Origin of the sequence: Streptomyces sp. NPDC058632, from assembly GCF_042717095.1 — a bacterium.
Lineage (GTDB): Bacteria > Actinomycetota > Actinomycetes > Streptomycetales > Streptomycetaceae > Streptomyces.
In genome coordinates this window covers 30,197-55,695 of sequence record NZ_JBHXQZ010000037.1, presented here as the reverse complement: position 1 = coordinate 55,695, position 25,499 = coordinate 30,197, and the positions used below count along the sequence as shown (strand labels likewise).

Below are 25,499 nucleotides of genomic sequence, written 5' to 3'. Positions count from 1 at the left end.
TAGCCACTTGGACGAGGAGGGAACGTGCCGCAGATCGAGGAGGCGCAGCCGAAGTATCTCCAGATCGCTCACCACATCCGCGATCAGATCCTCCGGGGCGACTTGCGAGCGGGTGACGAGGTGCCGTCGGAGCGGCAGTTGGCGGCGGACTGGAAGGTGTCGCGTCCGACTGCGGCTCGTGCTCTGGAGGCGCTCAGTCATCAGGGGCTCGTCGAGAAGCGGCAGGGCTCGGGGACCTACGTGCGCAGCCTGGAAGTCAACCGGCGGGCGCGGGAGTTGTACGGCCGGGCCCGTCAGACCGGGAAGATCTACACGCCCGGCGAGTACGCGGTGATCACGTCGGCCGGGTGGATGGACGCACCGGATCACGTGGCTGAGGCTCTCGGGCTGGTGAAGGACCGCCGGGCCGTGCACCGCCGGCGCGTGACCAACAACCAGGACGGTCCCATCACGTTGTCGACCTCGTGGTTCGCTCCGGACGTCGGGCAGCGGGCGCCCAAGCTCACGGACCCCGGGCGGATTCAGGAGGGGACCCTGATGTACGTCGAGAACATGACCGGTCGGCAGGGGAGTTACGCCGAGGACCGGATGTGCGCCCGGAGCGCCACCGAGGAAGAGGCCGCCGACCTGGAGCTGCAACCGGGGTCCGCCGTGCTGATCGTCCACCACGTCGTCTACGACATGCAGGACCGGCCGTTGGAGTTCGCCGAGGCGACCTATCCGCCGCACCGCTGGGCGTTCGAACAGGGCTATCCGTTGGTGTGACATGACGGATCGTCAGTTAGGTGAACCGCTTGCGCGGCGCGAGTGGCTAATGCCACTATCCAGTAAGTGGCTAAGGCCACTTACTGGAAGGGGGCAGGGTGTGACAGGTCGGCGGCCGGATCAGGGCACGCGCGCAGCATGCCGGGGATGCCGGGGGTGCGGTTGGAAGCGCGTCGCTTCGCGTACGTCGGTGGTCCTCGCCACCGCCAACGACTACACCCGTGCCACATCGAAGCGGCGCTGCCTCGACTGCGACGGCAGCGGCAAGGAGTGAGTGCGGATGACCTACCGGTTCAACCGCTTCCCCAGCGAGGAATCACCGTGGCTCGGGGCGATGACCCTGCACCCGGTCCCGGAGTCCGTACCTCGGGCTCGACGCTGGTTCCGGAAGTTCATCGCCCCGTACGACCCGGCCTGCTCGGTCGACGACTGTGCGCTGATGATCTCCGAGCTGGTGACCAACGCCATCCTGTACGGACGGGCGGACGAGGAGTGGCGCGTGCGCGTGGAGTGGTTCCGGGAGAAGACCTCGCTCCGCGTGGAGGTGCACAACCCCGGCTTCCCGGCGAACGTGCGCCTTCGCCGGCCGGACGCGAATGACGCGCATGGGCGCGGGCTGCTGCTGGTCGACGCCATGGCCGAGTCGTGGCATTCCGGGCCCAGTCGCTTCGGCGGGACGGTGGTCTCCTTCGTGATGGCTGATGCCTGGCCTTCCTGAGAGAGGAGTGCCCCGCTTCTACATCTGCTCAGGGATTGTCGCTAGTCTGGTTGACCAGTTGACTTGGCCAATCGCGACGGGCGGCGTTCATGGGATATGAGGTGGCGGCCCCCAAATACATGCGCCTCGCGCAGACCCTGCAAGGTCGCATCGAGGACGGAACGTATCCGCCCGGTACCCGCGTCCCCAGCGAGAACCAGCTTGTGCAGGCGTTCGGGATGTCCCGGCCCACGGTCGTGCGGGCCTTGGAGCTGCTGAAGCGTGACGGCTGGCTGGAGTCCCGGCAGGGGTACGGGACCATCGTGCGCGGTCGTCCTGCGGGTGCCGAGGAGCGGGAACGGCGCGGCCGTGACGTCCTGACGCGTGATGAGTCGCAGACGGCCGGGCGGCTCGTGCAGGTCGGCGAGGTGGCGGTACCAGTCCGGGTGGCCTCCGCCCTCGGGCTGCCGAAGCGTGCCAAGGCTCTGATGCGTCGCCTCCTGGTCGAGGAGGACGGGGAGGCTGTAGAGCTGGTCTCCTCCTACTTCCCCGCCGGCCTGGTCGACGGCACCGACCTGGCGAGTCCCGAGGCGCTGGGGTCCGGCATGCGCGCGCACCTGGAGGCGCGCAAGAAGGTCCGCTTCGACCACGTGACGGAGCGCGTCTCCGCTCGCCTGCCTGACGCGACCGAACGTGAGCTGTTGGCCCTGCTGGACGGCGTACCGGTGCTGAGTGTCCTCGTCATCGCCTGTGACGCCTCCGGGCAGGCGCTGCAAGTCTCTGACGTGCTCCTGCCTGCCGACCGGCAGGAACTGGAAGACACCTACCGTCTGAACTGACCCTGGATGCGGGCCCGTTCACCTTGGATGTCACTTGACAAGTCAACCTGGCATCTCTAGCTTCGAACTTGCTAAGTCAACTTGTCAGGTGGCAGGTTGCCGACTCTCAAGCTCAAGGAGACATCTGTGCGTGTGATCCGTATCGACGCCTCGTCCGCCACCGTCCTGCTCACCGAAGCGCCGGCGCCGAAGGTGCGTGACCGGAAGACCGGGGAGATCGCCAAGGACGCCGTGAGCGGTGAGGCCCTGATGACGGTCGGCGTCGTCTACATCGACGAGGGCGAGTCGTCGCTGATCCAGGTCACCATCCCGGAGAGCGGCGTCACGGACGGTCTGACCGTCGGTGCGCCCGTCTCCCTGCCCGGCCTGGTGGCCCGTCCGTGGGAAAGCGTCTTCAACGGCCAGCAGCGGCACGGCATCGCTTACCGCGCCACCGCCGTCACCCCCGGCGCCTTCCCGATGGCACAGGCGGGCTGACCGACATGACCGACTGGACGACGGTGGCGGAGGTAGGCGGGTCGCTCGCCGCGATAGGCGGCGCGGCCTACGCCCGGCACGCCCACCCCGCCGCGTACTGGTCCGCGGTCGGACTCCCGACCTCGGTGGTCCGGCTGCTGGCCTCGTACTCCTCGACCATGGACGCCTGCGGCCTGACTGTCGAACCGCCTCGCTGGCGGGCCCTGGCGGTCAAGGCCACCACTCGCCGGGAGATCTGTCCGGTCCCGCCCCGCCGGGGGCTGATCCGGCCCACCGCGACCGGCCTGCGGATGCGGCTGCGGCTCGCTCCCGGGCAGGAACCCGCCGACATCGCCGCCTCGGCGGAACGGCTGCGGCACGCCTGGGGCGTCCACGCCGTGTACGTACGTGACATCAAGCCGGGCGTCGTCGAACTGCGGCTCGTCGGCTTCGACGTGTTGCGCGACGTACGGATGCCCCGGCGTGCTCGGGGCGGGTTGCTGCGGGTGCCGGTGGCGCTACGGGAGGACGCGACCGCGTTCGTCCGCGACTACCGCGCCGTACCGCACGAACTCGTCCTCGGCGCCACGCTGTCCGGCAAGTCCATGTACCTGCGCAACCTCATCGCCGGACTGGCCACTCAGCCCGTGGTCCTGGCCGGCATCGACTGCAAGCGCGGTGTCGAACTGTTCCCCTTCGCCGACCGCTTCTCCGCCCTCGCCATCGACCAGCAACAGGCCGCTGACCTGCTGCCCGTCCTCGTGGCAGAGATGGAGAACCGCTACGACCTGATCAAAACCCGGCAGGGCATCGCCCCCGGCACCCCGGATGAACTGATCACCTCGGACATCTGGGGACTGCCCGACGAGGACCGTCCGCCGCCCATCGTGCTGTTCATCGACGAGGTGGCGGAACTCTTCCTCGTCGCGAGCAGGAAGGACGAGGACCGGCGCGACGAGATGGTCACCCAGCTCATCCGCCTCGCCCAGCTCGGCCGTGCCGCCGGCATCTACCTGGAGGTGTGCGGGCAGCGCTTCGGCGCCGAGCTGGGCAAGGGCGCGACCATGCTGCGGGCCCAGCTCACCGGCCGCGTCTGCCACCGCGTCAACGACGAGGCATCCGCCAAGATGGCGCTCGGCGACATCGCCCCGGAAGCCGTGTACGCGGCCTGCTCCATCCCCGCCGAACGGCCCGGCCTCGCCGCCGTCGGCGACACCTCCGGCGGCTGGTCCCGCATCCGCACCCCGCACCTGACCCTCGCTGAAGCCGCGGCCACCTGCCGCGCCGCGTCCCTCCTCACCCCCGACGTACCGGCGCTCGCGCCCTTCCGGCCGTTGGCCCCGGTCGTGCCCGCGCAGTCGCCCCGGCCCGTGCCCGCACCGCACCCGGCCCCGTAGCCCGCACCCCTTCCACGGCTGGCGCGGCCGTCCCGCGCCGAGTCCCTACCCCCGCCATGCCTCAAGAAAGGAGACACCCACCGTGTGCCCCGACTGCGAGGACTTCGCCCGCACCGTGCTCCTGCTGGGCCACCTCGCCACCTACGCCGAGACGCCCGGCGCTGACGCGGCCTTCGTAGAGGTTGTGGGCCCGGCGCTGGCCGTGTCACTGCCCGAGCCTCCGCCGGGCCTCTTCCCCGACGAGTCGGCCTGATGGCCCGCCTCACCGCCGTGCGCGCGGACGCGGTCCTCGTCCAGGCCGTCATCGCCGGAGCCTTGTCCTTCGCGCACCTCCACGACCTCGCCGCCGCTGCCGGACAGGACGGATGGAAGGCGTGGGCCTACCCGGTCTCCGTCGACCTGCTCCTCGTCGCCGCCTGGCACCGGCTCCGTACCGGCGGTGCGAAGGCGTCGGCCTGGTGCTGGTTCCTCGTCGCCCTGGTCGCCTCCCTCGGCGCCAACGTCGCGACCGCCGGCCTCCTCGACCTGCACGACGTTCCGGCCTGGCTGCGCATCCTCGTCGCCGGATGGCCCGCGGTCGCCTTCCTCGGCGGAACCCTGCTCGCCCACGGCACACGGACGCTCCCCGAGGCACCGAAGACACCGACGGCACCGGAAGCGGAGACGACCGGGCGCCCAGAGACCGAAGATCCGGCCGCGCCGACAGCCCCTGAGCTGCCCACCGCACCCGCACCCGCACCTGCCCCCGCGTCCGTCCCGCCGGCGCTCGTCGCCCTGGCCCGCAAGGTCGCCGACGAACACCGGACACGGACCGGCGCTGCCATCGACACCTCAACCCTTCGTGCCCGGCTCGGCGTCCCGATGCCGCTCGCCGAAGCCATCGCCGCACACCTCACCTGATCAACGGAGGACCCCCGACCGTGCGCCCGTCCACGCTCCGCGCGCTCAACCGCGCCGCCGAGCTGACCCGTCAGAACCGCCTCACCGAAGCGATGCTCATCGCCGAACCCGTGATCCTCACCGCCGACGAGTACGAGGGCGAGGAGATCCGGCGCTGGCTCCTCGACCACGTCACCGACTTCACCGGCGAGCACCACGAGGGCCCGAAGGAGCTGCCCTGATGCCCCGCACACCACGCTTCCGCCGCGCCGTCCGCATCGGCCCCGTCCAGGTCGCCACCTACTACGACGACCGGGGCCGCGAGAAGCACACCGCCGCCTGCACGGCCCCGCGCTGCGGCTTCTCCGCCGACTACGACAACCGCGCCGCCGCCGAACTCGCCGCCCGAACCCACCGCTGTCGCGTCCGCTGAGGGAGCCCTCGTGACCGTCTCACTGCCGCTCGTCCTGGTCCTGGGCCTCATCGCCTGGGGCGCGGTCCGCTTCCTCGGCGTCCGTGTCTGGATCGTCGTCGTGATCGCGCTTTTCGGCTTCCTGCTCTCCCGGACCGTCCTCGCCCCGCTCATCGACTCCGGCACCCGCTCCGGGGTCGACGTCATCAACGGCACCCACGACTGACAAGGAGATCCGCCGTGTTCCGTCCCAAGCTGCCCGACGTCCCGACCCCGACCACTCTCACCCACCACCACACCCACGACCCGGCGCCCTCCGCCGGCCGCGCCCTCGCCCCGTACGTGGGCCCGGTCGCCGCCGTGGTCGTCGTCGGCGTCGTCCTCACCGCGCTCCTGGCGGCGGTCGCCGTCACGGCCGTCTCGGTGGCCGTCGCCGCCGTCGTCCTGCGCTCCCTCGTCACCAGCGCGACCAAGCGCTGACCGGCCACCGGGGCGGCAACAAGCCGCCAAGCATCCCGCCGCCCCGGGGCCGCCCCTCCCAACCGCCGTAACAGCCGAAAGGAACCCCCATCATCACCCGGCAGACTCCGCCCCCGCTGGCGGAACTCTCCAAGCTAGCCTCAACCGGCAACCTCCCCCAGCTCGCCCACCAGCTCTCCGGCCTGGGCGGCTGCACCCACCCGATCCGCCTCGACGGCCACCGCACCGAGTACGCCGTCGACACCCGCACCGGCGAGATCGGCAACCGCCTGCACCACCTCGACTCCACCACCCTCCCCGCCGGTCACCTCCTGGTTCGCTGCAACAACCGCCGCACCACACGCTGCCCGGCCTGCGCAGAGGTCTACCGCCGCGATACCTTCCACCTGATCACCAGCGGCCTGCGCGGCGGCAAAGGCGTGCCCGAACGTGTCGCCGCCCACCCCCGCGTCTTCGCCACCTTCACCGCCCCCGGCTTCGGCCCGGTCCACAACCGCCCCACCGGCCCCGTCCGCACCGTCCGCCCCTGCCGCTGCGGCACCCTCCACCACCCCGACGACCCCGCCCTCGGCACCGCCCTCGACCCCGACACCTACGACTACGAGACGGCCGTGTTGTGGAACGCGCACGCCGGCCTCCTGTGGCGGCGCTTCTCGATCTACCTGCGCCGGGAGGTCGCCAAGCGGGCCGGCCTGACCCAACGCGACTTTCGCGAGCACGCCCGGGTGTCCTTCGCCAAGGTCGCCGAGTACCAGAAGCGCGGCGCGGTCCACTTCCACGCCGTGATTCGCATCGACGGCCCTGGTGGCGGCGACACCCCGCCCCCGGCCTGGGCCACCGCCGAGCTGCTCGCCGACGCCATCCGCGCCGCCGCCACCGCCGCCCGCGTCGACGGCCCGACCATCGACGGCCGGGCACACACCTTCGCCTTCGGCCGACAGCTCGACGTCCGCACCATCCGCTCGGCCGACTTCGACGGCGGCCAGGAGCTGACCGAACGCGCCGTGGCCGCGTACATCGCCAAGTACGCCACCAAGGGCGCCGAAACCGCCACGGGAGCTCTGGACCGGCCGCTGAAGTTCCTCGCCGAACTCGCCCAGCTCGACATCACCGACCACGCCCGCCGCCTCATCCGCACCGCCTGGACCCTCGGCGCACGCAAAGACCTCGAACACCTCCGCCTGCGCGCCTGGGCCCACATGCTCGGCTTCCGCGGCCACTTCTCCACCAAATCCCGCCGCTACTCCACCACCCTCGGCGCCCTGCGCACCGCACGCGCCGAATACCGCCGCGCCCAAGCCACAGCAGCAGCCGCACACGAGGACGGCCCGGACACGACCACCCTCGTCCTCGCCCACTGGGTCTACGCCGGCACCGGCCTCACCGACACCGAAGCCTGGCTCACCGAAACCCTCGCCCCCGGACCCGGAACGGAAGGAGAGCCCACCCGTGGCTGAGCGTCATCTCTCCGTCGACCAGGTCGCCGAGTTGCTCGGCACCACGTCCCGCTTCCCCCGTCGCCTCATCGAGGAGCGGCGCATCCGGTACGTGAAGGTGGGCCGTCACGTCCGCATCCCCGAGAGCGCGGTCGACGACTTCCTCCGGGCCCGGACGGTCGAACCGGTCCGCGTCCGCCGGACGACCTACCGGAGGGCTGCCTGATGGCCAACAAGAAGGGCAGGCGTCGCCGCTTCGGCGCGGTGCGTCAGTACCGCTCCGGTCGCTGGACTGCCTCCTACCTCGGTCCCGATGGCGAGCGCATTCGTGCGGAAGAGACCTTCGAGACGAAGAAGGACGCAGAGGTCTGGCTGTCCCAGGTCGAAGCCGACCTCAGCCGCGGGGACTGGCGTGCACCCGACGCCGGTGCGGTCAACTTCGGCACGTACGCCGAGAAGTGGGTCGAGGAACGAGAGTTGGCGGTCCGTACCGAGGACTTGTACCGCCACCTCCTGCGCCTGCACATCCTCCCGACCTTCGGCGCGCTCGACCTGGACGAGATCACCGCACCCCGCGTGCGCGAGTGGCGTGCTGAGAGGCTGCGCACCACCGCCGCCAAGACGACCGTCGCCAAGTCGTACCGCCTCCTCAAGGGCATCCTTGAGACGGCTGTCGACGACGATCTGATCAGCCGCAACCCCTGCCGTATCAAGGGCGCGGGCAAGGAATCGGCCGCTGAACGGCGTATCGCCACCGTCGCCCAGGTCGACGCCCTCGCCGACGCGATCGGCATCCGCTGGCGGCTCATGGTCTACCTCGGTGCCTACGGTCCGATGCGTCCCGAGGAACTGGCCGGCCTCCGCCGTCGGGACGTTGACCTCGACCGCATGGTGATCCGCGTCCGGGTCGCCGAGCCGGAACGGACCAACGGCAGGCGCGCTCCCGGCGGGACGAAGTCCGATGCGGGCGTGCGGGCCGTCGTCCTCCCGGCCTTCCTGCACAAGGAGGTGCGGCAGCATCTCGCCTGGTTCGCCGAGAAGGGGCCGGACGGGCTGGTCTTCGTCGGGGAGAAGGGGGCGCCCTTCCGGCGCACCTCGTTCGGGCGGAAGTGGCGGCGGGCGCGCACGGTCGCCGGTCTGCCCGACGGCTTCCGGTTCTACGATCTCCGGCACACCGGGCACACGCTCTCGACCCGTTCCGGCGCCACTCTCAAGGACACGATGGTCCGCGCCGGCCAGTCGTCCGAGAAGGCCGCGCTGATCTATCAGCACTCCGACGAGGAGCGGCAGCGCGACGTGGCGGCCGGGCTCGACGGCATGGTCCGTGCCGAGCGTGCGAAGAACCACACCGGCGACCACCCGCACCACAACGACAAGGCCGCCGACGGGTAGCGCGTCCTTATGGTGCGGTTGTGGTGCGCAGCCCGCTCGCTGGTCCAGACAACAAAGAACCCCCGGGTCACTGACCCGGGGGTTTCGCTTGGAGCGGGTGACGAGAATCGAACTCGCGCTCTCAGCTTGGGAAGCTGATGTTCTACCATTAAACTACACCCGCTTGTGATCCAGAACACCTGCCTCGACCGGTGTCCGGATGCTCGCCCACTGTACCCCATGCCAGGTCCCCGGTGTTTCCCGTACCCGGGGGCCTGATGGTGCTTCAGAGGTGGAAGCGGGTGCGGAGGGCTGAAGTTGGGGCGTACGGTGGGGGCCCTGAGTGAGGGTGGGCGGGTGTGGAGTGCCGCCTGCAGGGCCGTCTCCTTGATCCCGTAACGTGGCTTTTGTCGTCAGGGCAGGAAGCCAGATGCGGTTCTTGGGGAAGGGACTCTTGGACTTGATGCAGCGCACCGTCGTCCGCTGTGCCGATGGGCACGTGTTTACCGCCACCTCGTTCCCGATGCAGCAGGCCGAGCGACTCGGTCCCGTCCGGTTGTTGCGCTGTCCGCGCTGTGCGCGGCTTCGCAGCGTCGTACCGGTGGCCTTCGAGAAGCGGTAGGCGGGCGGGGAGGACTGCGTCCCGGTTCGGGGTCGTGAGACCTGCCGCGGGCCGGGACGGCACACCTGGGGCGTGGGCGCGTGGGGCGGCGCGATGGTGGCCGGCCTGCGCGTCTTGCGTATCCTCGGGGGGTGCTTCTCTCAGACAAGGACATCCGGGCCGAGATCGACGCCGGGCGGGTACGGATCGATCCCTATGACGAATCCATGGTGCAGCCGTCCAGTGTCGACGTGCGCCTCGACCGCTTCTTCCGGGTGTTCGAGAATCACCGCTACCCGCACATCGACCCCTCCATCGAGCAGGCCGATCTGACCCGGCTCGTCGAGCCGGAGGGGGACGAGCCGTTCATCCTGCATCCCGGTGAGTTCGTGCTGGCCAGCACGTACGAGGTCATCTCGCTCCCGGACGATCTCGCGTCGCGGCTCGAAGGGAAGAGTTCGCTGGGGCGGCTCGGGCTCGTCACGCACTCGACCGCCGGGTTCATCGACCCCGGCTTCTCCGGGCACGTGACCCTCGAGCTGTCGAACCTCGCCACGCTCCCCATCAAGCTGTGGCCCGGTATGAAGATCGGCCAGCTGTGTCTGTTCCGGCTCAGTTCGCCCGCCGAGTTCCCGTACGGCAGTGAGCGGTACGGGTCCCGGTATCAGGGGCAGCGCGGGCCCACCGCCTCGCGGTCCTTCCTCAACTTCCACCGGACCCAGGTGTGAGCGGCGTGCGGGAGAACCTCACGTACGAGCAGTTCGGTGTGGCCGTGCGTGAGCTCGCGCAGGTCATCGCCGACGACGGGTACCGGCCCGACGTCGTGCTGAGCATCGCCCGTGGCGGTGTCTTCGTCGCCGGCGGGCTCGCCTACGCCCTCGACTGCAAGAACCTCCACCTCGTGAACGTCGAGTTCTACACCGGCGTGGGGACGACGTTGGAAATGCCGGTCATGCTGGCGCCCGTGCCTAACCTCGTCGACTTCACCGACAAGAAGGTCCTGATCGCCGACGACGTCGCCGACACCGGCAAGACGCTCAAGCTCGTCCGCGACTTCTGCCTCGACGCCGTCGCCGAGGTGCGCAGCGCCGTCGTGTACGAGAAGACGCAGTCGCTGGTGAAGTGCGAGTACGTCTGGAAGCGGACCGATGAGTGGATCGACTTTCCGTGGTCCGTGCAGCCGCCCGTCGTCAGGCGGGCCGGGCAGGTTCTCGACGCGTAGAGCTGCGGAAGGAGGAAGGGGGCCCCCGGCCGGGAGCCCCCTTCCTCGTGTGCTGCTCGCTGCTACAGCGTGCCCAGCTTGATCAGTGACAGCAGGGCCAGGAGCTGGATCGCCGAGGCGCCCAGGGCCTTCGGCCAGGGGAGGTCGTGGGAGCGGCTGACCATCAGGGTGAGGAGCGCGCCGCCCGCGACCCAGGTGGCCCAGCCGACGATCTGGACGAACGTGGCGTCGCCGCTCGCGAACATCGCCAGGATCAGGCGCGGGGCGTCCGTGAGGGACGCGATCAGCATGGACAGGCCGACCGTGGGCTGCCAGTTCCCGTTGCCGCCGAGCTGGCGGGCCAGGGAGTGGGTGACCACGCCCAGGATGAGGAAGCTGATCACCATCGCCACGGCCGTCATCAGGACGATCGGTATGGCGTTGGTGATGGTGGCGTTGATCGCCTCCTCACGGGCGCCGTCGAAGCCGAAGACCGCGAGGAGGCCGTAGAGGAAGGTCACGACGAGGGCGGGGCCCCACACCGTGTAGTCGCGCATCTGCAGGAAGGTCCGGTCGGGGGCGGTGACGATGCCCTTGAGCAGGTCCTTCCAGCGCAGCCGGGGCCCCACCGGACCCGGCAGGGGGGCCGCGTCGCCGTGGTAGTGGTCGTCGCTGACCTGGAAGGCCTGGGTGTGGCCCGGGTTGTTGGCCGCGTAGGGGTCGTGCGGGGCATGGGGGGAGTGCGGGGCGTGGGCGCCGGGAGGGTAGGCGCCGCCGTCGCCGAAGTATTCGGGCTCACCGTGTCCGCCGCCGCGCCCGGGGCCGTGCGGGCCGCCGTAGCCGCCGCCCGGTCCGCCCGGGCCGCGGTTCATCTGCGGCCAGCCGCCCCCGTTGCCGCCGCCACCGCCGCCATTGCCACCACCGCCGTTGCCGCCTCTGCCGTGGGGCGGCTGCTGGGGCGGGTACGGCTGAGGCGCCTGCGGGGAGCCGTACGACGGCCCCGGCGGCGTCTGCTGTCCGTACGGGGGGTGTTGCGGTCGCGCGTGAGGAGCGCCGTTGTTGTCCCGGCCGCGTCCGATCCTGAATCCAGCCACGTTGTCGAACGTACCTGGTCCCGGCGGGCCGTGTGCCGGGCCCGGGGTTTCGGGCCCGGCTTTGCGGCCGAGCTGTGACATCCCCTAAGGGGGAGTCAGCTCCGCTCTCCGTCCTGCGTAGGGGTGCGGTCCTACGCAGGACGGACCGGCCGCCGGCTGGCGGGACCGGCCGGTGGGGCGGCGTCAGCCGTTGATGTGGAAGCCGAACAGCGGGGTGCCGGCCGAGGAGATGCCGGCGGAGGTCAGGCCGATGCCGCGTCCGGCGGGGTCGATCTTCGTGCCGTCGGAGTCGAAGACGACGGCGTAACCGTCGCTCGCGTTCTCCCAGGGGAGACCGACCGTGAGGTCGGCCTTTCCGTCGCCGGTGACGTCGGAGAGGAGGACCTCGCCGCCGAAGCCGTCGCCCTCCTCGCCGCCGCCGGGGACGCCGGGGGTGTTCTGTTCCAGGGCCTGGGAGCCGGTCTCGCGGAGGCCGCCGCTCCAGCCGTAGATCACGGAGACCATGCCGGCGTCCTTGACCCCGTGCAGGTCCTCGCCCGGCGCGCCGACGACGAGGTCGTCGTGGCCGTCACCGTTGATGTCGCCGAGGGAGACCTCGTGGCCGAAGCTGTCTCCGGTCTCGTTGCTGCCGGGGACGCCCGCCGTGTTCTGGTTGATGGTCTCGGCGGCGCCTTCGGGGCCGCCCGCCGTCCCGTAGACGATCTCGACGGCTCCGCCCTTGGCGACGCCCGCGCTGTTCGTGCCGGCGTCCCAGCCGTTGCCGATGACGATGTCGCCGCGGCCGTCGCCGTCCACGTCGCCGATGTCGGAGATGATCCCGGCGGGCAGCTTCTGCGCGCCCGACGTCGTCACACCGGAGGAGGAGCCGGGCAGCCAGTAGTTGGCGTTGTACGAGTACTCGCCGTCGCTGTCACCCTCGTAGCCGTCCACGACCAGGTCGGTACGGCCGTCGGCGTCGATGTCGCCCGGGGTGAGGTTGAAGATGTCCAGGCCCGGCACCTTGAGGATGGGGGCCGTGACGCTGTAGCGGCCTCCGGTGGAGCCCGACTTGGTGAAGCCGCCGCGGTAGATGTCGACCTTGTTGATGTCGGACGCGATCGCGAGGTCGTCCCGGCCGTCGCCGTTGTAGTCGCCGGCCGCGACCACCTGGCCGAACCAGTCGTGGGTGGAGCGGGTCGGGTCGGAGACCGTGGTGCCGCCGGACAGGCCGCCGGCGCCGCCCCACAGGATGACCACGGTGCCGCCGTCGGTGTCCGAGCCCGCGTCCTCGCCCGGCGCGCCCACGGCCAGGTCGGCGTAGCCGTCGCCGTTGTAGTCGCCGGGTGCGGTGTGGGCGCCGAACTGGTCGCCCGTCTCGGCGGCGCCCGGGACGCCGGCGCTGTTCTGGCTGAGGGTCTGGATCTTCTTGGCGCCGGCGCCGCCCGGGGAGCCGTACAGGATGGTGACGACCCCGGCCTTGGACTTGCCGTTGACGGAGGCGAGGGGGGCGGTGACGGCGACGTCCCGGTAGCCGTCGCCGTTGAAGTCGCTGTCGAGGCCCGGGGCGGCGGCCGCGGGTCCGGCCGTGGCGACGAGCAGACCGCCGGTGAGCGCGGCCGCGGTGGCGGTCGCCAGAGTGATGCTGAGCTTCTTGCGCATGGGTCTCCTGCCCTGTGCGGGACGGCCGCCGGCTGCGGCGTCCCGTGCTGATGCGGTGATTCACCCGTACTCGTCCTGGATGGGGCACGAGTTCACCGGGCGGTCACTGGGTGATCACCCGGTGATCACCGCCAAGGAGACCGGCGAGGGGCGGGGAGGGTTGTACGTGGACATGGCGAATGTGGGGGACGGATGTGCGGCGGGTGCCGACGGGCGTGAGGTCGTCGTCCCGTACCACGCGGCTGTGCCCGGGACGGATGCCCGGGACGGACGCCCGGGACGACGACAGCGCCCCGCCGCCGGCCGGAGCCGGGACGGGGCGCTGGAGGAGGGGCCGGGCCGGTTACTTCACCGGCTCGGGTTCCGGGGTGTTCTCGCTCTCCGCCTCACCGGCGGGGTCGAGCGGCGTCTTGACGGACTCCAGCAGCAGCTGGGCGACGTCGACGACCTGGATGGACTCCTTGGCCTTGCCGTCGTTCTTCTTGCCGTTGACCGAGTCGGTCAGCATGACGAGGCAGAACGGGCAGGCGGTGGAGACGATGTCGGGGTTCAGGGCGAGGGCCTCGTCGACGCGTTCGTCGTTGATGCGCTTGCCGATCCGCTCCTCCATCCACATCCGCGCGCCGCCGGCGCCGCAGCAGAAGCCGCGTTCCTTGTGGCGGTGCATCTCCTCGTTGCGCAGGCCCGGGACGTTGGCGATGATCTCGCGCGGAGGCGTGTAGATCTTGTTGTGCCGGCCCAGGTAGCACGGGTCGTGGTAGGTGATGAGGCCCTCGACCGGGGTGACCGGGATCAGCTTGCCCTCGTCGATCAGGTGCTGGAGCAGCTGGGTGTGGTGGATGACCTCGTAGTCGCCGCCGAGCTGCGGGTACTCGTTGCCGAGGGTGTTGAGGCAGTGCGGGCAGGTGGCGACGATCTTCTTCGCCGCCTTCGGCTTCTTCGTCTCCTCGGTGACGTTGCCGTCGTCGTCCGTCTCCTCGCCGAAGGCCATGTTCAGCGACATGACGTTCTCCATGCCGAGCTCCTGGAACAGGGGCTCGTTGCCGAGGCGGCGGGCGGAGTCACCGGTGCACTTCTCGTCGCCGCCCATGATCGCGAACTTGACGCCCGCGATGTGCAGCAGCTCGGCGAAGGCCTTGGTGGTCTTCTTGGCGCGGTCCTCGAGGGCGCCGGCGCAGCCGACCCAGTACAGGTACTCGACCTCGGACAGGTCCTCGATGTCCCTGCCGACGACCGGGATCTCGAAGTCGACCTCCTTGGTCCACTCCAGGCGCTGCTTCTTGGCCAGGCCCCAGGGGTTGCCCTTCTTCTCCAGGTTCTTGAGCATCGTGCCCGCCTCGGACGGGAAGGAGCTCTCGATCATCACCTGGTAGCGGCGCATGTCGACGATGTGGTCGACGTGCTCGATGTCGACCGGGCACTGCTCGACGCAGGCGCCGCAGGTGGTGCAGGACCACAGGACGTCGGGGTCGATGACCCCGCCCGCGGCGAAGCCGCTGTCGGACGCGGCTTCGAGGGTGCCGATGAGCGGCCGCTCGGCCTCGGCCAGTGCCGCGGCGGGCACGTCCTTCAGCTGCTCCTCGCTCGCCTTCTCCTCGCCCTCCATGCTCTTGCCGCCGCCGGCCAGCAGGTAGGGGGCCTTGGCGTGCGCGTGGTCGCGCAGCGACATGATCAGCAGCTTGGGGGAGAGCGGCTTGCCGGTGTTCCAGGCGGGGCACTGCGACTGGCAGCGGCCGCACTCGGTGCAGGTGGAGAAGTCCAGCAGGCCCTTCCAGGAGAACTGCTCGACCTGGGAGACGCCGAAGACGTCGTCGTCGCCGGGGTCGGTGAAGTCGATCGGCCTGCCGCCCGACGTCATCGGCTGCAGGGCGCCGAGGGCGGTGCCGCCGTCGGCCTCGCGCTTGAACCAGATGTTCGGGAAGGCGAGGAAGCGGTGCCAGGCCACACCCATGTTGGTGTTGAGCGAGACCACGATCATCCACACGAACGAGGTCCCGATCTTGATCATGGCGACCAGGTAGACCAGGTTCTGCAGCGTCTCGACGGACAGGCCGTCGAAGGCCATGACCAGCGGGTACGAGGCGAAGTACGCCGCCTCGTAGCCGTCCACGTGGTGCAGGGCGCCCTCGAGGCCGCGCAGCACGTAGATGGCGAGGCCGATGGTGAGGATGACGTACTCGACGAAGTACGCCTGACCCGACTTGGAGCCGGCGAAGCGGGACTTGCGGCCCGGGCGCGACGGCAGGCTCAGCAGCCGGATGACGATGAGCACGGCGATGCCGAGCACGGTCATCACACCGATGAACTCGATGTACATCTCGAACGGCAGGAAGCCGCCGATGACCGGCAGCACCCAGTCGGCCTGGAAGAGCTGGCCGAAGGCCTGGGCGAGGGTGGGCGGCAGCGTCAGGAAGCCGACGGCCACGAACCAGTGGGCGATGCCGACGATGCCCCACCGGTTCATGCGCGTGTGGCCGAGGAACTCCTTCGCCAGGGTCACACTGCGCTGGTAGGGATTGTCGGTCCGGGTACCGGCCGGGACCGGCTGGCCCAGCTTGAAGTACCGGACGAACTGGCCGATCGCGCGTGCGAGCAGGGCAACGCCGATCACGGTCAGGACCAGCGACACGATGATCGCGGCGAGTTGCATGGGGGCTCCTCGGGCCTGCGAGGGTTTCGTCGGGGGCTCCTGCCACGGGATTCCCGACATTACTAAGCGGTAACTTATGCAGTCCGTCCGAGACTACCCCCAACCCCAGCCGCACTGTAGCCGGGCACGGGGTGATCTGAGTCGCTGAGGCTTGCCTTGGCAGGCGTTCCGGATGCGGCCGTGTGACGACCTTCAAAGCGGGGCATACGCCACTAACCTATATCTCTGACGCACACGTGCGTCCGCATGCCCCTGCGGCGGCGGCCCGCGGGCCGCCGCCGGTGCCGCCGGTACCGCCGCGGCCTCTGCCGTGCTGCCGTCGGGGCCGCCCCGGGTGACGCCGACGACCCTCGCTCCCGGGGGTGGCTCCCGCCTCGCTTGCCCGCGGAGCTTCGCGGAACCGCAGGTCGGCGCCTGGTTGCGCGTAAGGACCGGATAAGAGTTGAGTCCGGACGACTCAGCTCTGTTGACCCCGCGCCGGACGTCAGGCATGCTTGAGTCTGTTCCACTCAAGTCAGTTGGAGGAATCGAAATGGCACGTGCGGTCGGCATCGACCTGGGCACGACTAACTCCGTCGTCAGCGTTCTGGAAGGCGGTGAGCCCACCGTCATCACCAACGCCGAGGGCGCCAGGACCACGCCTTCCGTCGTCGCCTTCGCGAAGAACGGCGAGGTGCTGGTCGGTGAGGTGGCCAAGCGTCAGGCCGTGACCAACGTCGACAGGACCATCCGGTCGGTCAAGCGCCACATGGGCACCGACTGGAAGATCAACCTGGACGGCAAGGACTTCAACCCGCAGCAGATGAGCGCCTTCGTGCTCCAGAAGCTGAAGCGGGACGCCGAGGCGTACCTGGGCGAGAAGGTGACCGACGCGGTCATCACCGTCCCGGCGTACTTCAACGACGCGGAGCGCCAGGCGACCAAGGAGGCCGGCGAGATCGCGGGCCTGAACGTGCTGCGCATCGTCAACGAGCCGACGGCCGCCGCCCTGGCGTACGGCCTCGACAAGGACGAGCAGGTCATCCTGGTCTTCGACCTCGGTGGCGGTACGTTCGACGTCTCGCTGCTCGAGATCGGCGACGGCGTCGTCGAGGTGAAGGCCACCAACGGCGACAACAACCTCGGTGGTGACGACTGGGACCAGCGCGTCGTCGACTACCTGGTCAAGCAGTTCCAGTCCGGGCACGGCGTGGACCTGGGCAAGGACAAGATGGCGCTCCAGCGCCTCCGTGAGGCCGCCGAGAAGGCCAAGATCGAGCTGTCCTCGTCCACCGAGACCACGATCAACCTGCCCTACATCACCGCCTCCGCCGAGGGCCCCCTGCACCTCGACGAGAAGCTGACCCGCGCCCAGTTCCAGCAGCTGACCGCGGACCTGCTGGAGCGCTGCAAGACGCCGTTCCACAACGTGGTCAAGGACGCCGGTATCGCGCTGTCCGAGATCGACCACGTCGTTCTCGTCGGTGGCTCCACCCGTATGCCCGCCGTCGCCCAGCTCGTCAAGGAGCTGACCGGCGGCAAGGAGGCCAACAAGGGTGTGAACCCGGACGAGGTCGTCGCCATCGGCGCCTCGCTCCAGGCCGGTGTCCTCAAGGGCGAGGTCAAGGACGTCCTGCTGCTCGACGTCACCCCGCTGTCCCTCGGTATCGAGACCAAGGGCGGCATCATGACCAAGCTGATCGAGCGCAACACCACGATCCCGACGAAGCGCTCCGAGATCTTCACCACGGCCGAGGACAACCAGCCGTCGGTGCAGATCCAGGTCTACCAGGGCGAGCGCGAGATCGCGGCGTACAACAAGAAGCTCGGAATGTTCGAGCTGACCGGTCTGCCGCCGGCGCCGCGCGGCGTCCCGCAGATCGAGGTCTCCTTCGACATCGACGCCAACGGCATCATGCACGTCACGGCGAAGGACCTCGGCACCGGGAAGGAGCAGAAGATGACCGTCACCGGCGGCTCCTCGCTCCCGAAGGACGAGGTCGACCGCATGCGTGAGGAGGCCGAGCGGTACGCGGAGGAGGACCACCAGCGCCGTGAGGCCGCCGAGTCCCGCAACCAGGGCGAGCAGCTCGTCTACCAGACGGAGAAGTTCCTCGCCGACAACGAGGACAAGGTCCCCGGTGAGATCAAGACCGAGGTCGAGTCGGCCGTCGCCGAGCTGAAGGAGAAGCTCAAGGGCGAGGACACCGCCGAGATCCGCACCGCCACCGAGAAGGTCGCGGCCGTCTCCCAGAAGCTGGGCCAGGCCATGTACGCCGACGCGCAGGCCTCCCAGGCCGCGGGCGGCGCTGCCGGGGCCGACGCGGGTGCCGGCGGGGCCAAGGCGGACGACGACGTGGTCGACGCCGAGATCGTGGACGACGAACGTAAGGACGGTGCGGCGTGACCGAGGAGACCCCGGGCTTCGACGAACAGTCGCAGCAGCCCGACGTCCCCTCAGGCGTTCCGGCCGATGACGCCGAGCCGAAGGCCGCCGACCCCTCCACGGAGGAGGCGGCGGCCCCGGCCGGGGACTCGGGTCCCGATGCGGGTCTGGTGGCCCAGCTGGACCAGGTGCGTTCGGCGCTCGGTGAGCGCACCGCGGACCTCCAGCGGCTCCAGGCCGAGTACCAGAACTACCGCCGCCGGGTCGAGCGCGACCGGATCGCGGTCAAGGAGCTCGCCTCGGTGAACCTCATGACCGACTTCCTGCCCGTGCTCGACGACATCGGCCGCGCGCGGGAGCACGGCGAGCTGGTCGGCGGGTTCAAGTCCGTCGCCGAGTCGCTGGAGGCGACCGTGGCGAAGCTGGGCCTGCAGACGTTCGGCAAGGAGGGCGAGCCCTTCGACCCGACGATCCACGAGGCCCTGATGCACTCCTACGCCCCGGACGTCACGGAGACGACGTGCGTGGCGATCCTGCAGCCCGGGTACCGCATCGGCGAGCGCACCATCCGCCCCGCGCGGGTGGCCGTAGCCGAGCCGCAGCCGGGTGCCCAGCCGGGCAAGCCGGCCGAGGAGGGCGCCGAGGCGGCGGCGGACGAAAAGGAGACCGGTGGCCCCCAGGAGGGCTGACGCCCCGGCCGGCGCGAGCACGCCGGCGCGGGCGGGCACGACGGGCAGGGCAGGCAGGCCGGGGACGGCCTGCAGGGCGGGAGAGGAGGGACGTCGGGGATGAGTACCAAGGACTTCATCGAGAAGGACTACTACAAGGTTCTCGGCGTCCCCCAGGACGCCACCGAGGCCGAGATCAAGAAGGCGTACCGGAAGCTCGCCCGCGAGTACCACCCGGACGCCAACAAGGGCAACGCCAAGGCGGAGGAGCGGTTCAAGGAGATCTCCGAGGCGAACGACATCCTCGGCGACCCCAAGAAGCGCAAGGAGTACGACGAGGCCCGCTCGCTCTTCGGCAGCGGTGGTTTCCGCGCGGGGCCGGGGGCGGGCGGTGCCGGGTCGTTCAACTTCGACCTGGGTGACCTCTTCGGGGGCGGCCAGGGCGGTGGTCAGGCCGGCGGTCAGGCCGGCGCCGGTGGCTTCGGCGGCGGGATCGGTGACGTCTTCGGCGGCCTGTTCAACCGCGGCGGCGGCGGCGCGGGCGGCACGCGCACCCAGCCCCGGCGCGGCCAGGACATCGAGTCCGAGGTCACCCTGAGCTTCACCGAGGCGATCGAGGGGGCGACGGTCCCGCTGCGGATGTCCTCCCAGCAGGCCTGCAAGGCCTGTTCGGGCACCGGCGACAAGAACGGCACACCGCGCGTGTGCCCGACCTGCGTCGGTACCGGGCAGGTCGCCCGGGGCAGCGGCGGCGGGTTCTCGCTCACCGACCCGTGCCCGGACTGCAAGGGCCGCGGGCTGATCGCGGAGAGCCCCTGCGACATCTGCAAGGGCAGCGGCCGGGCCAAGTCCTCGCGGACGATGCAGGTGCGCATCCCCGCGGGGGTCAGCGACGGCCAGCGGATCCGGCTGCGCGGCAAGGGCGCTCCGGGCGAGCGCGGCGGCCCGGCGGGCGACCTCTACGTGGTCGTGCACGTGGGCAGCCACCCGGTGTTCGGCCGTAAGGACGACAATCTCACCGTCACCGTCCCGGTCACCTATCCGGAGGCGGCGCTCGGCGGTGAGATCCGCGTCCCGACGCTCGGCGGTCCGCCGGTCACGCTGAAGCTCCCCCCGGGGACACCCAACGGGCGGACCATGCGGGCCCGGGGCAAGGGAGCGGTCCGCAAGGACGGTTCGCGCGGTGATCTGCTGGTCACCGTCGAGGTGAGTGTTCCCAAGGACCTTCCGGGGAAGGCTCGTGACGCACTGGAGGCGTATCGCGAGGCGACCGCGGACGACGACCCGCGGGCGGAGCTGTTCCAGGCCGCGAAGGGAGCTTGAGGGCGATGGACGGTCGTCGACGCAATCCGTACGAACTGACGCAGGAAACCCCGGTCTACGTCATTTCGGTGGCGGCCCAGCTCTCCGGGCTGCACCCGCAGACGCTGCGTCAGTACGACCGTCTGGGGCTCGTCTCCCCGGACCGCACCGCCGGCCGGGGCCGCCGCTACTCGGCCCGTGACATCGAGCTGCTCCGCCAGGTGCAGCAGCTGTCGCAGACCGAGGGCATCAACCTGGCCGGCATCAAGCGCATCATCGAACTGGAGAACCAGGTCGCCGCGCTCCAGGCCCGGGTGGCGGACCTGGAGGGCGCGCTGGACGGCGCGGCTGCGACCATGCGCCAGCGCGAGGCGGCGGTGCACGCGTCGTACCGCCGGGACCTGGTGCCGTACCAGGAGGTGCAGCAGACCAGCGCGCTGGTGGTGTGGCGGCCCAAGCGCCAGCAGCAGCCCGACTGACGGCAGGCGCCGACCGCCCTCGTTCGGGTGGTCGGCCGGGTGGCGTGAAAGCGTCGGTCCGGTGCGGGCGGCGCTGTGACGGAAACGGCCCCGTGTGAAGGCTGCGATATGACGGAGAAGTTCCGTTTGACGCAAAAGTGAAGTGTCGCGTGAGGCCCGGAGGTTCGTCCGAACCCCCGGGCCTCACCTGCGCGTGGACGACTGATGGCCCGTCACTTCTTCGTTCGTGCGCCCCGGCGTACGCCCCGCGCACGGCTGTGAGCAGCACGTGTATGCGTGTGTAGGGGTTATGTGCGAGTCTTTCGCCGAGCCCACACGACTTCAGCGCACGGTGCTGTGTTCATCTCGTTAAGTAGTTGGTCTTGACGCCAGTGGTCGCTGGAGCGTTGGCTTTTCAGTCACATGGGCCGCAATGTTGTGCCCACGTCCAAAACGTACTGAAGTGAGCTCCCGCATGCGTCGTATCGCCATATCAGTCGCCGCCGCCTCGATGTCCGTCGTGCTTGCCGGTTGCGGCGTACTCAACGCGACGGGGAGCAGTGACGGAGCGAGCCCCACCAAGGGGAACGACGTCACCATCGGGCTCCTGCTGCCGGAGAAGGCCAACACCCGGTACGAGCAGTTCGACTACCCCATCTTCAAGAAGAAGGTGGAGGAGCTCACCAGTGACAAGGGCAAGGTGGACTACGCCAACGCCGAGGCGGACCCGGGCAAGCAGTCGAGCCAGATGCAGCAGATGATCGAGGACGGGGTCGACGTCATCGTGCTGGACGCGGTCGACGCGCACGCCATCGCCGAGGACGTGACGAAGGCCAAGGACGCGGGCATCCCCGTCATCGCCTACGACCGGCTGGCCGAGGGCCCGATCGACGCGTACATCTCCTTCGACAACGAGCTGGTCGGCGAGGTCCAGGGCCGTTCCCTGCTGGAGGCGCTCGGCGGCGACGGCGGGATCACCAGCAAGGTCGTCATGATGAACGGCTCGCCGACCGACCCGAACGCCAAGCAGTTCAAGGCGGGGGCGATGTCCGAGCTCAAGGGCGCGGTGACCATCGCCAAGTCCTACGACACCAAGGACTGGAAGCCGGAGAACGCCGAGGCCAACATGGCCGAGGCGATCGCCGAGATCGGTGCGGACGAGATCGCCGCGGTCTACTCCGCCAACGACGGCATGGCGGGCGGCATCGTCAAGGCCCTGGAGGCGGCCGGCGTGACCGACCTGCCCCCGATCACCGGCCAGGACGCCGAACTCGCCGCGGTGCAGCGGATCCTCCTGGGCGACCAGTTCATGAGCGTGTACAAGTCCTACCCGACCGAGGCGGACAACGCCGCGGAGATCGCGGTGGCGCGGGTCCAGGGCAAGAGCATCCAGTTCGACGCGCTGACCGACGAGCGGGTCGACAGCCCCACCCACAAGGACATTCCGGCGCAGCTCGTGCCCGTGGTCGCCCTGACCAAGGAGAACATCGCGGACACGGTCGTCGCCGACGAGATCTACAAGCTGTCGGACATCTGCACGGCCGCCTACAAGGAGGCGTGCGACGAGGCCGGGTTGCGGTAGCCCTCGACCGTCCTGCCGGGGAGCGCGGATCGCCGCGCTCCCCGGCAGTGTTGTTCCCCGACGCGTCTCCGGGCCCCCGCCCCGGCTTCCCGCCCTCTCCGCGCCCCGCGTTCCCCGCCGTGCGCACGCCGCTCCGACACCGCTCACCCGGGCCTGTCCTCCGCCAGTTTGTTGCAATGTGACGAGGCGAGGCCCGGAGATAGACGGTCATACCGGTGGTTTCCGGCGGTCACGGCGACGGGAGCCGTGTTGCGGAGCCGGGTGGGTCCGCGCATAGTGGCGCATCGGAAAGTGGCTGAACCGGGGGTGGGACGGGCAATGGCCGGGCGCGGGACGGGCGAGCACCCACACGGTGCTGACCGACTGTGCGACGCCGGGGATCGCGTGTATTCCCGGGCCGTACGGCGCGGGCGGGTGCCGCGCCGGGACGCGGAGCCGGTGCCCTGCCTCCTGGACCTGGCCCTGCTGCACCCGGACCCCGACGACATGGACTGGCTGGTGCCGACTGCCCCGCAGGAGGTCATGACCCGGCTGCTGCGGGGGATGTACGACGAGGTCAGCGCGAGCCATCGGCGGGTGGGTTCGGCCGTCGAGGCCTTCGAGTGGTACGTCGGCCTCGACCGCGGGGCGCAGTCGCCGCAGGCCTCTGCCGCCTCGGCCGGGGAGGGGCCGGCGATCCGGGTGCTGGACGGTGTGGCCCGTATCCAGGCCGCGATGGACAAGGCGACGCAGGCGTGCACCACCGAGGTGCTGACGGTCCAGCCCGGCGGCATCCGGCGTGAGGCGGAGCTGTCGGAGGGCTTGCACCGGGCGACGGCGCTGCGCGGGCGCGGGGTGCGGATGCGGGACCTCTACACGCATGTGGCCCGGCACGGCCAGGGGCTGCACACGTACCTGGAGCTGATGGGTGACGCGGTGGAGGCGCGGACGCTGGACGAGGTGACCGAGCGGCTGATCCTCTTCGATCGCACGGTCGCCTTCATCCCCGCCAACGCCGAGCGCTCGATGGCGTTGGAGCTGCGGCATCCGGCGCTGGTGGAGTACCTGAGCACGGTCTTCGAGCGGCTGTGGCGGCTCGCCCTCCCACTGGCCGCCCCGCTTCCCGACACCGGCATCGAGGGCATCTCGCACCGGGAGCGGTCCATCGCGGCGCTGCTGGCGGAGGGCCACCAGGACGCGGTGATCGCGGAGCGGCTGGGGATCAGCGTGCGCACCTGCCGGGCCCACATCGCCCGGCTGTCGGAGACGCTGGGCGCGGCCAGCCGCACTCAGCTGGGCGTCAGGATCGCCCAGGCGGGCCTGGACGGTCCGCCTGGTGCGGCGGCGGCACCCGTCAGGATTCGTGCTCGAGGATCCCCGACTGGGCGATGAGGTAGCCCAGTTGGGCGCGGCTGCCACTGCCGAGGGCGGAGGCCAGCTTGGCTATGTGGGCGCGGCAGGTGCGGACGTTCATCCCCAGGCGCCGGGCGATGGCCTCGTCGACGTGGCCCTCCACGAGGAGTTTGGCGATGGAGTGCTGGATGTCCGTGAGGCCGTCCGAGGCCGGTTCGTACGGGGCGCCCATACTCAGGGGGACCGCGCGGGTCCACATGAACTCGAAGACCTTGATCAGGTAGCGGACGAGGCCGGGGTGGCGCAGTTCCAGGGCGACCTGACGGTCGTCGCGGGTGGGGATGAAGGCCACGGTCTCGTCGCAGATGATGAGCCGCTCCACGAGCTCGTCGATGGTGCGGTACTCCACCCTGCCGGTGCCGAACCGTGCCACGTACGCCAGCGTCTCGGGGCTGTGGCGGGCGGTGTGCTGGTAGAGGGTCCGGATGCGCACCCCGCGCTCGGTCAGCTGCTGGTCGCGCTCCAGCCCTTGGGCGAGGGTGTGTTCCAGCCGACGGCCGCCCGGCTGGACGGTGAGCATCTCGGACCGGCACTGCGCGGTGGCAAGATCGAGGGCGGCGTTTATCCGGTCGAGGCCCTCCAGCACCGTGATCGAGTGGGTGGTCATCGTCGCCTGGGCGCTGAGGGCCATGAACGGTTCGAAGGCGTCGGCCAGTTCGATCGACATCCGCCTGCGCTCGGTGATCTCCCGTTCCAGCGGGTTGAGCCGGTGGGCCAGGGCCACCGCAGGGGAGAGGGGGCGCAGCCAGGTGGGGTCGTCCGGGTCGGGGTGCAGCAGGGCGAGCTCCATCAGGCAGGGAGCGGGCTCCACGTCCGTGCGGGCGATGCGGCCCGCGCGCAGGGCGTCGGCGTAGAGGCGGCTGCCGGCCTCGCACAGTTCGGTGACCGCATGGGGATGTGCCTCATTAGTCCGATTCATTATCAAATCTCCACCCCACAGGGTCCTGAACATGCAGGAACATGATGCACCGATTGTGTGGCCATGACGTGCCCGAATGAGCCATCGTCGTACCTGACGGGGGAAAAGGGTGATCTTCGAGTGAGGACGAAGCCGACTATGCGCAAGAGAACGCTTCGCTCGGTGCTTGTCGCCGCATTCTCCGCCGTCGTGGCCTTCGGGGCGCTGAGTGGCCTGGCCGGCACGAAGGGTGACGTGCGGGCGGACGGCGACCGGGGACCGGCGGTGAGTGCCCAGTCCGTGGCCGAGGGCGACAGCAGTTGGGGTGTGGTCACTCCCACGGCCGAGGGCGACAGCAGTTGGGGTGTGGTCAATCCCACGGCTGCGGACGACAGTAGTTGGGGCTGAGTGATGACCACGCCTCCCGACGACCGATCCTTCCGCCGCGAGATGGCCACCGCCTACCGGTCCGGATGGCACTTCATCGACCTGGTCACCGCCATCCCCCACAGCGGTGACTCCCTGATGGTGACCGTGTTCGGTGAACCGGTCGTCGTCACGCGCGACGAGGATCAGGACGTACGGGCGTACCGGTGCCTGCGGCGGCCCCGTGGGGCGCCGCAGCCCGTGCGGTGTGCCATCCGGTACGGAATGATCTTTGTGAACCTGGATCAACGGGACCATGAGCAGGTGGAGTCCGAGTCCGACTCCCCCGCTGCCCGGACCATCTCGGCCACCCCCCGCAGTGCCTGACGCGATTCCCCCGTTGTAAAAGATCGCGCAGGCGCTTCCCCCGGCAGTGGGGGGGGGGGGGGGGGGGGGGCGGGGCGGGGCCGCGCGGTTGTGGGTGGTTTGTTGGGTGTGGGCGGGGGGGGGGGTGGGGGGGGGGCGGGGGGGTGGGGTTGTGGTCTCGTCGAC

Annotated in this window: 28 protein-coding genes and 1 tRNA gene; 24 read left to right on the top strand and 5 right to left on the bottom strand. The window is 70.1% G+C overall.

The window, feature by feature from the left end; translation table 11 throughout:
• Window positions 1–24 precede the first annotated feature (24 nt).
• The 14 genes from ACFWVE_RS16530 to ACFWVE_RS16465 all read left to right on the top strand — a co-directional run bounded on the left by ACFWVE_RS16530 (window position 25) and on the right by ACFWVE_RS16465 (window position 8,753).
• Complete coding sequence (locus ACFWVE_RS16530; protein WP_142194141.1) at window positions 25–765, top strand: GntR family transcriptional regulator; 741 nt, start codon at window positions 25–27, stop codon at window positions 763–765.
• 280 nt (window positions 766–1,045) lie between these two features.
• Window positions 1,046–1,483 (top strand): ATP-binding protein, encoded by a 438-nt coding sequence (locus ACFWVE_RS16525; protein ID WP_384014036.1) that lies wholly within the window; start codon window positions 1,046–1,048, stop codon window positions 1,481–1,483.
• 89 nt (window positions 1,484–1,572) lie between these two features.
• Window positions 1,573–2,301 carry a GntR family transcriptional regulator gene (locus ACFWVE_RS16520; protein ID WP_384014034.1) on the top strand — a complete coding sequence of 243 codons (729 nt, stop codon included), beginning with the start codon at window positions 1,573–1,575 and terminating at the stop codon, window positions 2,299–2,301.
• 126 nt (window positions 2,302–2,427) lie between these two features.
• Window positions 2,428–2,778, top strand: coding sequence for a hypothetical protein (locus tag ACFWVE_RS16515; protein WP_142194138.1), 351 nt, complete (start codon window positions 2,428–2,430; stop codon window positions 2,776–2,778).
• Window positions 2,779–2,783: 5 nt separating this feature from the next.
• Window positions 2,784–4,154: an FtsK/SpoIIIE domain-containing protein gene (locus tag ACFWVE_RS16510; protein WP_384014031.1), complete on the top strand. Its 1,371-nt coding sequence runs from the start codon at window positions 2,784–2,786 to the stop codon at window positions 4,152–4,154.
• Window positions 4,155–4,236: 82 nt separating this feature from the next.
• A complete protein-coding gene (locus ACFWVE_RS16505) occupies window positions 4,237–4,407 on the top strand; it encodes a hypothetical protein (RefSeq protein WP_345633046.1) in 171 nt (56 codons plus the stop codon).
• Entirely contained in the window at window positions 4,407–5,054 is a 648-nt protein-coding gene (locus ACFWVE_RS16500; RefSeq protein WP_384014026.1) for a DUF2637 domain-containing protein, read from the top strand. The genes ACFWVE_RS16505 and ACFWVE_RS16500 overlap by 1 nt, the downstream gene beginning before the upstream one ends.
• Before the next feature lie 20 nt (window positions 5,055–5,074).
• Complete coding sequence (locus tag ACFWVE_RS16495) at window positions 5,075–5,275, top strand: hypothetical protein (protein WP_282090735.1); 201 nt, start codon at window positions 5,075–5,077, stop codon at window positions 5,273–5,275.
• Window positions 5,275–5,466: a mobile element transfer protein gene (locus ACFWVE_RS16490; RefSeq protein WP_282090736.1), complete on the top strand. Its 192-nt coding sequence runs from the start codon at window positions 5,275–5,277 to the stop codon at window positions 5,464–5,466. Before ACFWVE_RS16495 ends, ACFWVE_RS16490 begins: the two co-directional genes overlap by 1 nt.
• A 10-nt stretch (window positions 5,467–5,476) precedes the next feature.
• On the top strand, window positions 5,477–5,671 hold the full coding sequence (locus ACFWVE_RS16485; protein ID WP_193512406.1) for a hypothetical protein: 195 nt from the start codon (window positions 5,477–5,479) through the stop codon (window positions 5,669–5,671).
• Between the two features lie 14 nt (window positions 5,672–5,685).
• Window positions 5,686–5,925, top strand: a complete 240-nt coding sequence (locus ACFWVE_RS16480; RefSeq protein ID WP_384014022.1) for a SpdD protein — start codon at window positions 5,686–5,688, stop codon at window positions 5,923–5,925.
• Between the two features lie 116 nt (window positions 5,926–6,041).
• A complete protein-coding gene (locus tag ACFWVE_RS16475) occupies window positions 6,042–7,382 on the top strand; it encodes a replication initiator (protein WP_384014067.1) in 1,341 nt (446 codons plus the stop codon).
• Entirely contained in the window at window positions 7,375–7,587 is a 213-nt protein-coding gene (locus ACFWVE_RS16470) for an excisionase family DNA-binding protein (RefSeq protein WP_384014019.1), read from the top strand. The genes ACFWVE_RS16475 and ACFWVE_RS16470 overlap by 8 nt, the downstream gene beginning before the upstream one ends.
• The gene (locus tag ACFWVE_RS16465; RefSeq protein ID WP_384014017.1) at window positions 7,587–8,753 is read left to right on the top strand and encodes a tyrosine-type recombinase/integrase; all 1,167 of its coding nucleotides are present in this window, start codon (window positions 7,587–7,589) and stop codon (window positions 8,751–8,753) included. Before ACFWVE_RS16470 ends, ACFWVE_RS16465 begins: the two co-directional genes overlap by 1 nt.
• 89 nt (window positions 8,754–8,842) lie before the next feature.
• Here ACFWVE_RS16465 and ACFWVE_RS16460 read toward each other — a convergent pair.
• Window positions 8,843–8,916, bottom strand: a tRNA-Gly gene (locus ACFWVE_RS16460).
• Window positions 8,917–9,485: 569 nt separating this feature from the next.
• Between ACFWVE_RS16460 and dcd the strand changes: the two genes are divergently transcribed.
• Together dcd and ACFWVE_RS16450 are read left to right on the top strand one after the other, a co-directional pair.
• Entirely contained in the window at window positions 9,486–10,061 is a 576-nt protein-coding gene (gene dcd / locus ACFWVE_RS16455) for a dCTP deaminase (protein ID WP_171141551.1), read from the top strand.
• Window positions 10,058–10,555, top strand: coding sequence for a phosphoribosyltransferase (locus tag ACFWVE_RS16450; protein ID WP_384014014.1), 498 nt, complete (start codon window positions 10,058–10,060; stop codon window positions 10,553–10,555). Before dcd ends, ACFWVE_RS16450 begins: the two co-directional genes overlap by 4 nt.
• A 62-nt stretch (window positions 10,556–10,617) precedes the next feature.
• On the opposite strand, the gene ACFWVE_RS16445 is transcribed toward ACFWVE_RS16450, so the two are convergent.
• From ACFWVE_RS16445 to ACFWVE_RS16435, 3 genes are all read right to left on the bottom strand, one after another.
• A complete protein-coding gene (locus ACFWVE_RS16445; protein ID WP_384014011.1) occupies window positions 10,618–11,709 on the bottom strand; it encodes a Yip1 family protein in 1,092 nt (363 codons plus the stop codon).
• A gap of 102 nt (window positions 11,710–11,811) precedes the next feature.
• Window positions 11,812–13,266, bottom strand: coding sequence for an FG-GAP-like repeat-containing protein (locus tag ACFWVE_RS16440; RefSeq protein ID WP_384014007.1), 1,455 nt, complete (start codon window positions 13,264–13,266; stop codon window positions 11,812–11,814).
• A gap of 343 nt (window positions 13,267–13,609) precedes the next feature.
• Entirely contained in the window at window positions 13,610–15,916 is a 2,307-nt protein-coding gene (locus ACFWVE_RS16435; RefSeq protein ID WP_384014004.1) for a heterodisulfide reductase-related iron-sulfur binding cluster, read from the bottom strand.
• A gap of 532 nt (window positions 15,917–16,448) precedes the next feature.
• Between ACFWVE_RS16435 and dnaK the strand changes: the two genes are divergently transcribed.
• From dnaK to ACFWVE_RS16405, 6 genes are all read left to right on the top strand, one after another.
• Window positions 16,449–18,302, top strand: coding sequence for a molecular chaperone DnaK (gene dnaK / locus ACFWVE_RS16430; RefSeq protein ID WP_257850614.1), 1,854 nt, complete (start codon window positions 16,449–16,451; stop codon window positions 18,300–18,302).
• Entirely contained in the window at window positions 18,299–18,970 is a 672-nt protein-coding gene (grpE, locus tag ACFWVE_RS16425; RefSeq protein WP_384014000.1) for a nucleotide exchange factor GrpE, read from the top strand. Before dnaK ends, grpE begins: the two co-directional genes overlap by 4 nt.
• Before the next feature lie 99 nt (window positions 18,971–19,069).
• Window positions 19,070–20,272 carry a molecular chaperone DnaJ gene (dnaJ, locus tag ACFWVE_RS16420; RefSeq protein ID WP_384013997.1) on the top strand — a complete coding sequence of 401 codons (1,203 nt, stop codon included), beginning with the start codon at window positions 19,070–19,072 and terminating at the stop codon, window positions 20,270–20,272.
• Between the two features lie 5 nt (window positions 20,273–20,277).
• On the top strand, window positions 20,278–20,730 hold the full coding sequence (locus tag ACFWVE_RS16415) for a heat shock protein transcriptional repressor HspR (protein WP_384013994.1): 453 nt from the start codon (window positions 20,278–20,280) through the stop codon (window positions 20,728–20,730).
• Between the two features lie 454 nt (window positions 20,731–21,184).
• The gene (locus ACFWVE_RS16410) at window positions 21,185–22,291 is read left to right on the top strand and encodes a sugar ABC transporter substrate-binding protein (RefSeq protein ID WP_384013991.1); all 1,107 of its coding nucleotides are present in this window, start codon (window positions 21,185–21,187) and stop codon (window positions 22,289–22,291) included.
• A 318-nt stretch (window positions 22,292–22,609) separates the two neighbouring features.
• On the top strand, window positions 22,610–23,662 hold the full coding sequence (locus ACFWVE_RS16405; RefSeq protein WP_384013988.1) for a LuxR C-terminal-related transcriptional regulator: 1,053 nt from the start codon (window positions 22,610–22,612) through the stop codon (window positions 23,660–23,662).
• Here ACFWVE_RS16405 and ACFWVE_RS16400 read toward each other — a convergent pair.
• A complete protein-coding gene (locus tag ACFWVE_RS16400) occupies window positions 23,625–24,602 on the bottom strand; it encodes a helix-turn-helix transcriptional regulator (protein WP_384013985.1) in 978 nt (325 codons plus the stop codon). The two genes, ACFWVE_RS16405 and ACFWVE_RS16400, sit on opposite strands and share 38 nt — an antisense overlap.
• Window positions 24,603–24,740: 138 nt before the next feature.
• Between ACFWVE_RS16400 and ACFWVE_RS16395 the strand changes: the two genes are divergently transcribed.
• Window positions 24,741–24,989, top strand: coding sequence for a hypothetical protein (locus ACFWVE_RS16395; RefSeq protein WP_384013983.1), 249 nt, complete (start codon window positions 24,741–24,743; stop codon window positions 24,987–24,989).
• Between the two features lie 3 nt (window positions 24,990–24,992).
• On the top strand, window positions 24,993–25,334 hold the full coding sequence (locus ACFWVE_RS16390; RefSeq protein WP_384013980.1) for a hypothetical protein: 342 nt from the start codon (window positions 24,993–24,995) through the stop codon (window positions 25,332–25,334).
• Window positions 25,335–25,499: the final 165 nt, after the last annotated feature.